This is a genomic window from Gillisella taibaishanensis (assembly GCF_001938985.1).
In the GTDB taxonomy this organism is placed as follows: Bacteria; Pseudomonadota; Alphaproteobacteria; order Rhizobiales; family Rhizobiaceae; genus Allorhizobium; species Allorhizobium taibaishanense.
In genome coordinates this window covers 100,343-113,187 of sequence record NZ_MKIN01000022.1, presented here as the reverse complement: position 1 = coordinate 113,187, position 12,845 = coordinate 100,343, and the positions used below count along the sequence as shown (strand labels likewise).

General features: G+C 60.0%; 10 protein-coding genes and 1 riboswitch. All 10 genes read right to left on the bottom strand.

Features of this window, described 5'->3' with window-relative positions:
- Positions 1-143: 143 nt before the first annotated feature.
- On the bottom strand, positions 144-1,103 hold the full coding sequence (locus tag BJF91_RS11745; RefSeq protein WP_075614715.1) for a DMT family transporter: 960 nt from the start codon (positions 1,101-1,103) through the stop codon (positions 144-146).
- Positions 1,104-1,256: 153 nt separating this feature from the next.
- The gene (locus BJF91_RS11740) at positions 1,257-1,907 is read right to left on the bottom strand and encodes an RBBP9/YdeN family alpha/beta hydrolase (protein ID WP_083943281.1); all 651 of its coding nucleotides are present in this window, start codon (positions 1,905-1,907) and stop codon (positions 1,257-1,259) included.
- Between the two features lie 173 nt (positions 1,908-2,080).
- On the bottom strand, positions 2,081-5,611 hold the full coding sequence (uca, locus tag BJF91_RS11735; protein WP_075614714.1) for an urea carboxylase: 3,531 nt from the start codon (positions 5,609-5,611) through the stop codon (positions 2,081-2,083).
- Positions 5,612-5,614: 3 nt separating this feature from the next.
- Positions 5,615-6,265 (bottom strand): urea amidolyase associated protein UAAP2, encoded by a 651-nt coding sequence (locus tag BJF91_RS11730; protein WP_075614713.1) that lies wholly within the window; start codon positions 6,263-6,265, stop codon positions 5,615-5,617.
- Between the two features lie 12 nt (positions 6,266-6,277).
- Entirely contained in the window at positions 6,278-7,105 is an 828-nt protein-coding gene (locus BJF91_RS11725) for an urea amidolyase associated protein UAAP1 (RefSeq protein WP_075614712.1), read from the bottom strand.
- 11 nt (positions 7,106-7,116) lie between these two features.
- Positions 7,117-7,932 (bottom strand): ABC transporter ATP-binding protein, encoded by an 816-nt coding sequence (locus BJF91_RS11720; protein ID WP_075614711.1) that lies wholly within the window; start codon positions 7,930-7,932, stop codon positions 7,117-7,119.
- The gene (locus BJF91_RS11715) at positions 7,932-8,747 is read right to left on the bottom strand and encodes an ABC transporter permease (protein WP_075614710.1); all 816 of its coding nucleotides are present in this window, start codon (positions 8,745-8,747) and stop codon (positions 7,932-7,934) included. Before BJF91_RS11715 ends, BJF91_RS11720 begins: the two co-directional genes overlap by 1 nt.
- 70 nt (positions 8,748-8,817) lie before the next feature.
- A complete protein-coding gene (locus BJF91_RS11710; RefSeq protein ID WP_075614709.1) occupies positions 8,818-9,888 on the bottom strand; it encodes a putative urea ABC transporter substrate-binding protein in 1,071 nt (356 codons plus the stop codon).
- 69 nt (positions 9,889-9,957) lie between these two features.
- Positions 9,958-10,065, bottom strand: a riboswitch (guanidine-I (ykkC/yxkD leader).
- A gap of 175 nt (positions 10,066-10,240) precedes the next feature.
- Positions 10,241-11,377, bottom strand: a complete 1,137-nt coding sequence (locus tag BJF91_RS11705) for a pectinesterase family protein (RefSeq protein WP_075614708.1) — start codon at positions 11,375-11,377, stop codon at positions 10,241-10,243.
- An 11-nt stretch (positions 11,378-11,388) separates the two neighbouring features.
- Complete coding sequence (gene ilvA / locus BJF91_RS11700; protein ID WP_075615586.1) at positions 11,389-12,639, bottom strand: threonine ammonia-lyase; 1,251 nt, start codon at positions 12,637-12,639, stop codon at positions 11,389-11,391.
- Positions 12,640-12,845 lie beyond the last annotated feature (206 nt).

Sequence of the window (12,845 nt, the reverse complement as noted above, 5' to 3'; positions counted from 1 at the left end):
AACCTCGTTTCATCATGAAACCGTAGATTGATCTAAATGCCAATCGTTGCAATCGACATAACGGACTCGGTTTACGAATGGTAACGATGGCCCAAAATGAAACGGAAAGGTCAGAGGCAATTGCTCATTTTTGGGCGCGTACCTCAGCCCGTTGCGATCTTCTCCCGGCGGGCGCTGCGGTGCTCGCGCCAGAGGATGAACAGGCCCGAGCCGACGATGATGACGATGCCCAGCCATTTCGAAGGTGATGGGAAATCGCTGAACAGCACATAACCGAGAATAGTGGCAGCGATGATTTCGAAATACTGGAAAGGCGCCAGCACCGACAGCGGCGCCATGCGGAAGGCTTTGACGACCAGCAGATGCAGATAGCCGGAGAGCACGCCGAGCAAAATGAGCAACATCAGGCCGAGGAATGTTGCGGGCAACGAGGGCGCAAAATCGGCACTGCCTAGCCCGTGGCCGAGAAAAATCGCACCGGCCATGAAGATCGTCCCGCCTACGCCGGACATGGTCTGCATGGTCATCGGCGAATCGGCGTTGCCGATGGCGCGGTTGAGGAACATGTAGAGGGCAAAGAGGAACGCGCAGAGCACCGGCAATAGCGATGTGGCGCCGAACACTTCCCAGCTTGGCTGAATGACGATCATCGCGCCGCCAAAACCAACCACAATTGCCAGCCACCGCCGCCAGCCGACCTTGTCGCCCAGGAACAGGGCCGACAGTGCCGTCAGGATGAAGGGCTCGACGAAATAGATCGCGAAGACATCGGCAAGCGGCATATATTTGACGGCAGCGAAAAAGCAGAGGCTGGCCGCCCCATGCAGCGCGCCGCGCAGCAGATTGAGAAATGGCCGCTTGGCCGTGAAAGCCGCTTTTCCCTGCATGAGAACGAGGAAGGGCAGAGTACAGGCCAGTTGAAAGAAGAAGCGATAGAAGGTCACTTGGCCAGGCGACATACCCTCGACATTGGCCATGTATTTGGCGATCGCATCCATGCCCGGCAACAGCAGCATGCAGCCGGCCATCAGCGCCATGCCGTGAATAGGGCCGTGCGCCAAGTTGTGGGTGGTAGAAAGCGAAGGGGCAGGCTGAGAGGTCATTGTGCGATCCGTGGTTTATCGATGATGACCACGGCGACGGATATTATTCAAGCGCGTACTGAATTGCCTGCCGGACAATTTGCGTACATTTCCGGTCCGCCTGGCAAAGGCAATTGAAGGCGTATCTATCGTTTTCTAGCGGATCTTCCCTGGTCAGGATGCGCCGACCGTTGTGCCATTGAGATCAATTGCTTGAGGTGCTGGTGCCCCCACGAAATCGGTGTCGAGCACGCGGCTGGCCAGTCGTCCCTCCACATAGGCCTGTAGATGTGACAGCAACGTATAACCTTGCGGCCAGCGGCCAAACCCGCTCTGCGGATTGATATGGCCAACGGCGCCGAGATTGACCAACCGGCTGCCCCAGCAGGCGGCGGTACGCTCCAGAACGTCTTCGCCCATATAGGGGTCGTTCTGGCTGCCGATCATCAGGGTTGGAAAGGGCAAGTGCTTGCAGGGCATGGCACCGAAGCGGATCACGTCAGGATGCTGGTTTTCCGCCGTTTTCAAGTCACAAGGTGCCACCAGAAGCGCACCGCGAATTCGGTGGCGCAGGGGGCTGTCCGCCATCTGGGCGGTGAGAAGACATCCCATGCTATGGGCGACGATCCAGGCACCCTCGCTCCGCGACAAATGCTGCTCCAGCCGGGCCTTCCAGCTGTCGAGGTCGGGATGGTTCCAATCGTCCTGCTCAACCAGTGTGCTTTCCGGCCGATCCTCAAGCCATACCTGTTGCCAATGACCCACCGGCGATCCGTTCAGTCCGGGAACGATAAGCGTATCGGTGCTGGAATACGGTCTTGCCATGGCGGATCCCTCCTGTCGCTGTGGGTCGTCGCTATGGGAGGCATTATCAGCGGCGAAACCCGCCCAAGGCCAGAAAGGAGCGCCTATTCTCTTCCTTTTTAGTAGAAAATTTGACCGGATAAATGAAATTCTGTTCCATATATCCGGTCATTTGGTCTCGTTGGAGGCGAGTTTTAAGGGTTTTGCAGCACCGCAATAACATCTCCTGCTTTTACCGTGCGGCCGGGCGCTGCGCGGATTTCCCGCAAGATGCCGGGCGCATGAGCGGTGACCGTGATTTCCATCTTCATCGACTCGATGATGGCGATGGTGTCTCCGGCAGCAACGAATTGGCCTTCTTCCACGAGTAGCTTCCACAGATTGCCGGGCACGGCGCTTTCTACCCCGAAGCAATTGTCGGGAATATCGCCGCCAAGGCCTGGACCAGCGCCGTCATCCACCTGGAACGTGTCTAGTCCTAGCTCTTTCCAGCGCTGGCGCTCCGCCTCGAAGGAGGCCTGCTGCTGCTGCTTGAAGGCAGCGATGCCACTGGCATTGGCAGCAAGCTCTGCCTCATAGGCGGCGTAGGAGAGGGTGCCCTCTTCAATACGGATCGGGTAGGCGCCGTGCGGGAAAGCTTCCCTCGCTTCGGTCAGTTCCGCATGGCTGACGGGGAAGAAGCGGATCTGGTCGAAGAACTCAAGCAGCCAGGGCTTGGTGAAGACAGAGGTCTTGCGCCAGGTGTTCCAGACCTGAATGGTGCGCCCGAACAGCTGGTAGCCGCCCGGACCTTCCATGCCATAGATGCACATATAGGCACCGCCGATGCCCACGGCATTTTCGGGCGTCCAGGTGCGGGCAGGGTTGTATTTCGTCGTTACTAGCCGGTGGCGTGGATCGAGAGGCGTGGCAACCGGCGCGCCGAGATAGACATCGCCCAGACCCATCACCAGATAGCTGGCATCGAAAATCGTCTGCTTCACCGCTTCTTCGTCGGCAAGCCCGTTGATGCGGCGGATGAATTCGATATTCGACGGGCACCAGGGCGCGTTTGGCCGCACCAGGTCCTGGTATTTGCGCATGGCAAGCTCTGCCTGCGGATCGTTCCAGGAGAGCGGCAGATAAACGGTGCGGCTCGGCACTTTCACATCCCGCATATCCGGCAGGCTCGCCTCGATCTCCCGCAACTGACCAAGCAGCCGGTGGCGCGGCAGGCTCGCTCCGTCATAATGTATCTGCAGCGAGCGGATACCGGGGGTGAGGTCGATAAGGCCAGGCAGCTTTGCCGCTTGAACCGCCTGCATCAGCAGGTGGATGCGCAGCCTCAGCCCGATGTCGAGCTGCATCTCACCATATTCGACCAGAAGATTGTCATCACCCTGGCGGCGATAGGTGACGGAGACCGGGCCGGATTGGTCCGAGCCAATGATCGGCGAGCCGGTTTCAGCCGGAAGACGTTTGACCACAGGACCGGTAAGGAGATCCGCATCTCGCGCCACGGGATGAAAACGGATGGTATCCCCCGGCTTGAACTGCCCCATCTTCCACTGTTCATCCGCCGCAATCACCGCCGGGCAGACGAAGCCGCCAAGGCTTGGGCCGTCAGGACCGAGAATGATCGGCATATCGCCGGTAAAGTCGATGGCACCGATGGCGTAAGCATTGTCATGCAGGTTGGAGGGGTGAAGCCCCGCCTCGCCGCCGTCGCTGCGCGCCCATTTCGGCGCAGGGCCGATCAGGCGGACGCCGGTGCGGGCGCTGTTGAAATGCACCTCGTAATCGGTGGAAAACAGGGTCTCGATGTCACCGTCCTGAAAGAAGTCGGGCGCCCCGTGCGGACCGTAAATCACGCCGACCTGCCAATGGCGCGACAACTGCGCCGGGTCATTCGCCGGCTTCGGCGTGGATTGAGCGCTGCGTGCCAGCCGCAGCACATGCCCGGCCTTCAGCGTGCCGGTGGCGTGACCGCCGAACTGGCCGAGGCCGAAGGTGGCACGGGAGCCGAGCACGACGGGGGCGGCAAAGCCGCCCGACACGGCGAGATAGGCACGTTGGCCCGCGCCCGCAATGCTGCCGATGGCAAGCGTCTGGCCGGCCTTGACCGAGATCGCCGTATCATGGGCAACCGCTTCACCGTCCAGTGTCATCGGCATCACGGCACCAGCCAGCGCCACCGTAACATCCGAGAAGAATTTCAGAATAGGTCCCGATACCGTCAGTTCGAGTGTCGCCGTCTCGTCGGCATTGCCCACCAGCCGGTTGGCGTGGCGGAAGGAGCGCTCATCCATCGGCCCACTCGGGGGCACACCGACATGCCAGAGCCCCAGCCGTCCCGGCAGTTCCTGCAGGCTGGATTGGGCGCCTGCTGTGATGACTTCGACCACGTCAGGCACGAAGTTGAAATCCTTCAGGGCCGTTGTGGCGACATCGGCGCTGTTGAAAAGATCCGAGGCGGCAATGGCTTTAAGATACTCGAGATTGGTTTCTATGCCCGATATTGAGGAGCCATCCAGAGCCTGCTGCAAAGCCGCGATGGCCGCCTCGCGGCTTTCACCTGACACGATCACCTTGGCCAGCATCGGGTCGTAGAAGGGTGTGACTTCGGTGCCGGTTTCGATCCAGCCGTCGACGCGAACGCCGTTCGGGAAGGTCACCTCCGTCAGCAGCCCGGCGCTAGGGCGGAAGTCCGCATGCGGCATTTCCGCATAGACTCGCGCCTCGATGGCGGCACCCTTGGGCGCGAGGTTTTCCCTCCCCGTCAGCACGTCTTCACCCGCCGCCTGGCGGATCATCCATTCAACGAGATCGATGCAGAAGACTTCCTCGGTGACGGGATGCTCAACCTGCAGCCGGGTGTTGACCTCAAGGAAGTAGAATTCCTGCCGCGCCGGATCGTAGATGAACTCCACCGTGCCCGCAGAGCGATATTTGACGGATTGTCCGAGCGACACCGCCGCTGAATGGAGACGCTGGCGCACGGCATCGCTCAGGCCGGGTGCCGGGGTTTCCTCGATGACTTTCTGATTGCGCCGTTGCAGCGAGCAATCCCGCTCGCCAAGCGCGATCACCCGTCCTTCTCCATCGCCGAAGATCTGCACTTCCACATGCCGGGCCTTGGCGACGAAGCGCTCGAGATAGACGCGGGCATCGCCAAAGCTGGCCTTTGCAGTGCGTTGCACACTATCGAAGGCGGCCTTCAAGGTGGCTGCATCCGCGCAGAGCTGCATGCCGATACCGCCGCCGCCGGCGGTGGATTTCAGCATGACGGGATAGCCGATGCGCTCGGCCTCGCCCAGGGCTTCCTCGGCATGATCGAGCAAGGCGCTGCCGGGCAAAAGCGGCACGCCGCTTTTTTCCGCAATCTCGCGGGCGGTATGTTTCAGCCCGAAAGCGGCGATATTGGCAGGCGTTGGACCGATGAAGGCGATGCCTTCCTGCTCCAGCCGCTCGGCAAAGCCGATATTTTCCGAGAGAAAGCCATAGCCGGGATGTACGGCCTCAGCCCCCGTTGCCTTGCAGGCGGCAATCACAGCCTCGACATTGAGATAGCTTTCAGATGCCGCTGCCGGACCAAGCCGTACCGCCTCGTCGGCCAATTGCACGGCTTTGGCAAAGCGGTCGGCATCGGAATGGACGGCGACGGAGGCAATCCCCATCGAGCGGAGCGTGCGGATGATCCGGACGGCGATTTCGCCCCGGTTGGCAATCAGAACCTTTTTGAACATCGCTCAGGCCTCACCATCCCAAACCATGACGCGGGCTGGCGTCGGATCGAACCCGTTGCAGGGATTGTTGATCTGCGGGCAATTGGAAATCATCAGCAGCACATCCATCTCCGCCTTCAGCTCGACGAAATCGCCGGGCGCGGAAATGCCGTCGACGATGGTCATTTCGCCTGACGGTTCGATCGGCACATTCATGAAGAAGTTGATGTTCGACACGACGTCACGCTTGCTCATGCCGTGCTTGGAGACCTCAAGCACGAAATTGTCGCGGCAGGCATGCAGGTATTTCGTGGCGTGGCCAAAGCGCACGGTGTTGCTCTCGCAGGAGCAGGCGCCAGCCGAGGTATCATGGCGTCCGCAGCTATCGGCCACCATGGTCAGCATGATCTGACCTTCGTTGGAGATGATCTTCGTGCCGGTGGAGATATAGGCCGCACCCTGTTCGCGCATCGTATCCTGGCTGGAATAGCGCTCGGAGAAGTCGGTGGCATTGTAGAACAGCGTATCGATTGCCTGTTGGCCGTAGCTGTCTTCGATGCGCAGGATCTGGCCCTTTTTCACCACGGTGGAGAAAGGGGCTTCCGCTGGAATGAAATGGTCCTGCACGGCGTTATCAAGCGAGCGGGCTGGGGAGGTTGCTTTAAATTCGGTCATCGGTCTTCTCCCTCAAAGCGCTGCAAATGCGTTGTTTTCAAAGCCGCGAACGGCTTCTGCAGTGGCAGTGCGGCAGAGATCGTCAGCCGCAGGTTCCGAAGCAGCAAGGCGCGTGATCGTCACCGGGTTGGGGGCATAGGAGGCATTGGGGTCGAGCGGATGCGGGCAGTTGGAAAAGCCGACGATCATATCCATCTCGGCGCGCAGATCGACATAGTCGCCCTGGTTCAGCAGTTCCGGTTTCCATTGGAAACGGCCTTCGGCATCGACGGGGACAGGGGCAAACAGGGCGAGGCTTGCGGGGATGTCGCGCTTGGAAAGCCCGGCTTTCGTCGCCATCAGCACGAAATTGTCGCGGCTGTTTCTGGTGGCGGCGCTGTTGGAACCGGCATATTTGCGGGCATTGGAGGCGGCGGTGGAGCCACCCATCAGGCAGTCATGGGCGCCGCTGCTGTCTTCGGTGATCGAGAACATCACCTTGCCCATGTCGGAAAAGATCACCCGGCCTTTGCCAAGACCCGTGGTCCATTGCATTTTCACCGTGTCCGGCAGGTTTAGCCGCTCAACGGGATCGGCAGCGTTCCAGGCAATCAGCGATACGGTGGAAAAGCCGTGCGTGAGGTGAACGCGCAGCGTTTCCAGCGCCTTCACCCGCGTCGACCAATACCAGCCGCCGGGGATAACCTCGCGGTGGACGATGGTCTTATCATCGAGATCTGGCGCGGGCAGGGCGCTTTTGCCCGGCAAGGCCTTTGGCGCGAAATTCAGCCCCTTTTTCTGGTGTTCTTCATAGCGCGCCCGGTTGGCGGCGATCTCTTCGGCAGAGCGTCGGATATGCATGGGTTTTTCTCCTATCGACGATGTGCCGGGTCGTCCCGGTGAAGCCCGTCTGTGGTGACCGGGCCGTCCCGGTCTGGGCGAAAAATGGAAGGTGTTCCGGCCTGTCGTGGCGGCCAGATCGAAATGTCCTTGGTGATGGTGGCGCCGTAGCGCAGCTTTTCCTCCGGCCGGTCACGTGGCCGCTCAAAGGCGACGACGCGGCTGGCGAGCGTGAAGGCCTCGCGCATGTCGTGCGTCACCATGACCACGGTCATCGGGTTCTCATGCCAGAGCTTCTTCATCAGTTGATGGATCTCGGCGCGGATGCCGGGATCGAGTGCGCCGAAAGGCTCATCGAGCAGCAGTACTTTCGGCTTCATCATCAGCGCTTGCGCCAGCGCTAAACGCTGCTGCATGCCGCCTGAGAGCTGCGCAGGGTATTTGCTCTCGGAGCCGGAAAGGCCAACGGCGGCAATCATCGCCTCCGCCTCTTCCCGCGCCTGCCGCCTGGCCGCACCAAACAATCTTGCAGAGATGCGCGCCTTTGTCAGTTCCTTGCCCAGCATGACATTGCCGAGCACGGTGAGGTGCGGAAACACGGAGTAGCGCTGGAACACCACGCCACGATCCGGCCCCGGTTCGGGCGGCAGCGGCTGGCCATCCAGCAGGATCGCGCCCCGCGTTGGCCGTTCCTGACCGAGCAGCATGCGCAGAAATGTGCTCTTGCCGCAGCCGGAGGGGCCGACAAGGGCGACGAAACCGCGTGGCTCGATGGTGAGCGACACGTTTTCCAAAACGATCTGGTCGCCGTATTCCTTCCAGACATTGTCGATGACGATGCCGCTCATCAATGCGCCTCCAGATTGGACCAGGGAAACAGCGCAATCCGCAGACGGTCGAGCAGGTAATCTGTCAGCACGGCGATTAGGGTGATCCAGGCGACATAAGGAAAGATCACGTCCATGGAGAGATAGCGGCGCACCAGAAATATCCGGTAGCCAAGCCCGCTATCCGACGAAATCGCTTCCGCCGCGATCAGGAAGAGGAAGGCCGGGCCAAGCTGCAGCCTCAGCGTCGTGATCAGGCGCGGCAGGATTTGCGGCAGCACCACCCGAAGCGCAATCTGCCAGGAGGAGCCGCCCAGCGTCTCTGCCTTGATGATCTGCTCGCGCGGCAGTTCCATTGCCCGGAGCGCCAGGTCGCGGATCATGATTGGCGCGACGCCGATGACGATCAGGGTAATCTTCGAGGATTCGCCTAGCCCCATGACGATGAACAGAATCGGCAGCAGCGCCAGCGGCGGCACCATCGAAATTGCGCCGACGAAGGGCGACAGAAGCGCCCTGATATAAGGAAACATGCCGATGACGAGGCCGAGCAGCAGGGCGATAGCGGTGGAAATGCCAAGGCCCGAAAACAGCCGGATCAGGCTTGCCCAAGTGTCGGCCCAGAGAATGTAATCCCCCGTGCGCGGATCTGCCACGAAAGCCATGCGGTTGATGGCCTGCGCAAAAGAGGCAAAGCCCGGCAGTAGTTTATCATTGGCATTGTCGGCAAGGCGGGCCGCAGACCCTGCCGCGTAAGCCGCGAGCACGGCGGCAAAGGGTAGAAAGGCCAGCGCCAGCCGCGCGCCGTTGCCGGGTCTTCGGTTGATCAACCGCATGGCAATCTCCGTTCCATCAATCTGATCTTGAAAGACCGGAGGAGGCGGACCTCCTCCGGAATGGGAGTGATCAGAGGCCCTTGGCGGCGGCGTCCATGTAGGTGGTGGTGAAGCGTAGCTTCACATTGGCCTTGTCGCCCAGCACCTTGCCATCGGGCATTTCGATGCCGATCACGTCGGCAGACGGCGCACCATTGCCGAGCAGGCCCTTGGTAAACAGGAAGTTGCGCACCAGATCCATGGTCTTCGGCAGACCAGGCGACGCGGTAAAGGCGCTGGCATCGGTGGGCTTGTCGAACAGCTTGGTGGCGGCAAGCTGGCTGTCGAAGCCCTTGAGATCGGTGCCGGAGGCCTTGCCCATCTCTTCGCGGGCGGCCTTGCCTTCCGCCGTGTCTTTCATCATCAGCGCCGTCGTTTCATACCAGATGCCAACGAGTGCCTTGCCGAAGTCGGGATTGTCCTTCAGCACAGCGGTATTGGCGACCATCAGATCGATGATTTCACCGGGGATTTGCGAGCTGTCGAATACTTTTTTTGCGCTCGGCTCTTCCATAATGGTCGAGACCAACGGGTTCCAGGTGACGACGGATGTCACGTCATCGGTCTTGTAGGCCGCGACCATGTCGGCGTCAGACGTGTTGACGACGGTGACGTCCTTTTCGGTCATTTTCACGCTGTCGAGCGCCCGGGCCAGCAGGTAATGCGACACCGAGAACTGGACGAGATTGACCTTCTGTCCTTTGATGTCGGCAAGCTTGTCCTTACCCTTGAGAATGACGGCGTCATTGCCGTTGGAAAAGTCGCCGACGATGACGGCCGTGGTGTCGACGCCGCCGGCGGCGGGGATGGAAAGCCCGTCCATATTGGTCAGTGTTACCGCATCATAGGCGCCGGCGGTATACTGGTTCATCGACTCCACATAGTCGTTGAACTGGGTGACATCGATCTTGATGCCGTATTTGTCGGCCCATTTCTTGACGATGCCATGGTCGCTGGCATAGCCCCAGGGCATCCAGCCGGCATAGATCGACCAGGCGACCTTGAAATCCTTCTTCGGCGCGGCGTCAGCGGCACTCAAGCCACCGAGCGCGATTGCTGCTGATAGTGCGGACATGGAAAGAAGTTTCGATAGAAGGCGCATGCATTTCCCCTTTTGCTTTTTCAAAAGGGATCGGCATAGACCAACGCCGCCAATCCCTTGGCTAACGAGGTCTCCCGGGCTTTTATCCCGCCGTGCACCCGACAGGGATGTCTCCCCCGCCGGTGGCTGCTCTCGGACCAGTCACGCTTTCGCGCCGGAACCCTAGCGGCCAACTCAAACCAATCAAAGCAATTGGTGTGCCAGATTTTAATTTTCGGTTCTGCGTTTGCTTAAGAAATTGATATGAATGCGTTTTTCTATGGCAAGTTCGTAGAAATGGGGCAGGCGGCGACGCGCTGAATAAAATTGAGACATTAAAAATGAGGCAAGTCCGCTGATTTTTACGGCAGGCCTATTGCTGTTGCAGGAGCGCGGCGTGCCAATCGCCCAGCACTTTTTCGGGTGCAAACAGCGCTGCCTGTTGTGTCGTCAGTTGCGGCCGGTCGGGATTGACGGCTGCGCCTGGGCCATGGCTTTCGCATTCCAGAAAGCGGGCATGCTCAAAGGGAAGAAAGCTGCGGCGGGTTCCGTCCTTGGCGAGCCCGGTCATTTCGGTCCAGCCATTGGTGGCGATATGATCCTCCATCTCACAAGTCAGGAACACCGCCTGGCCGACGGCGTCTGGGTCCGCATAGCGGCCATCAGCGAAGTCACGGGTAGGATGCCACGGGCGCCCGAGATAATGGCTGGCGGGCGGGATCGAGGCATCTTCCTTCAGCAGGCGGCAGTGATGGAACACCAGACCGTAGGGATGCGCGAGTGCTGTGCTTGGCGCGGTCACGAAGCCTGCCGGCAGGATTGCGGGATCGGCTCGCTTGCGGCTGACAATATCGCAGTCGACAAACAGTGCGGTGCCGGCGCCGAAGATGAAATCGACATTGCCGGATATCTGGCAGCGGCGAAACAGGCTGCGGCCCTGGTCGGTAAACAGCGTATCCTGAAAGCCGTTGATCGCGACAGTATCGAACAGGCTGCGATCCGCACCCCGATCCAGCATCAGCGCCACCGCCTGGCTGGCTCCGACTCGGTTGACAGCATGCGGATCACGCCCATCATGAGCGAGGAAATCGAACGTGTTGGCAATCGTCAGGTCTTTTGCCGCAAAGCCCGGCGCCCGCACGATGATGGTCCCCGAACCAAAGGTGCCCCAGTGGCTGCCATCAGGCGCCGTGCCGCCGGCATAGGCGTCGAAGCTGATCACGGTCTTCTCTTGGCCAGCGCCGACGAGCACGATGTCGGGCTTATCGATGAACAGTTTTTCGCGGTAGCGGCCTTCGCGGATCGCAATCCGCCACGGCCGTGTCCGTTGCGCCGGTGTTGCTGCAATTGCTGCGGCGATGGTGGGATACGTTGCGATCTGACCTTGCCCTTCCGACGAAGAATCGACGATCGCATCAATATCGGCATCGCTGGCGAAGACTGATCTCAGCGACAGGTTTGGCAGCAGCAGGCTCATCAGGCAGCCTTTCAGGATGTGACGGCGCAACATGAGGGCGACCGTCAGATGATCAGATTGGCAAGGATCTCATTTTCGGTAATGTCCTCGAATCCGAGACCGTTCTCCTCGAAGCGTTGGAAGAGGCCGGCGAAATTCGAGGCATGGGTGGTTTCGATGCCGATCAGGATCGAGCCGAAATTGCGCGCCGACTTCTTCAGATATTCGAAGCGGGCGATATCGTCATCCGGCCCGAGCAAGTTGAGGAAATCACGCAGAGCACCCGGACGCTGCGGCAGGCGCAGGATGAAGTATTTCTTCAACCCCGCATAACGCATGGCGCGTTCCTTGACGTCGGGCAGGCGCTCGAAATCGAAATTGCCGCCGGAAACGACGAGTACCACAGACTTGCCGGCAATTGTCTCCGGTGGCAGCAGGCTGAGAGCGGCGATGGCGAGTGCACCAGCCGGTTCCAGCACGACGCCCTCGACATTCAGCATGTCGATGATCGTGCCGCAGATCGCGTTCTCAGGCACGAGCAGCACTTGATCGGCAGAAAACCGGCGCAGAGCTTCGAAATTGGCATCGCCGATGCGTGCCACGGCTGCGCCGTCGACGAAATTGTCGACCTTGGAGAGCGTGACGATCTGTCCTGCCTCCAGCGAGCACTTCAGGCTCGGTGCGCCCACCGGTTCGGCAAAGAGGAAGGCGGAAGCGGGCAGATCGTCGGCCAGATAGCCGGTCATGCCAGCGCTAAGACCGCCGCCGCCAACGGGCATGATCATCAGGTCGGGCGTCACACCCTCGGGCAATTGCTCCAGGATCTCGGCGGCAACCGTTGCCTGTCCTTCCATGATGTCGGCATGGTCGAACGGTGGGACCATGACGCCGCCGGTTGCCTCCACGTGGTCGCGAGCTGCCTTATAGCACTGATCGAAGATATCGCCGATCAGCCTGATGGTAATGAATTCACCGCCGAATTTGCGGGTCTTGTCGATCTTCTGCTGCGGCGTCGTGACCGGCATGAAGACCACGCCTTTGACGCCGAAATGGCGGCAGGCGAATGCAAAGCCCTGGGCATGATTACCAGCGGAGGCGCAGACGAAGGTCCTGTCGCTATGCCCGCCAGCCAGTGCCTTGCGGAAGAAATTGTATGCACCGCGGACCTTATAGGAGCGCACCGGCGTCAAATCTTCCCGCTTCAGATAGATATCCGCGTTGAAAAGCGTGCTCAAATGCTCGCTGAGCTGCAAGGGCGTGGCCGCAAACAGTTCGCGGATGGCGTTAACGGCATTGTGAATATCGGATTTTTGCACGGTCTTGGGTTCCGAAGGGCGGGGTTGCGGCAGCATCATGATCGTATGTCGCGTTCGGAAACTCGATAGCAATCACGAAGCCGGCTTCTATCTTCCAGGTTGTGCCTTTTGCTCTTTTCGCTGCTGCGAAGGCTGGCAAAGCGCATGGTCCAGACCACTAGCGCATGACACGATCTGTTGAAACCTCTTAGAGCGATTTTGTCGTG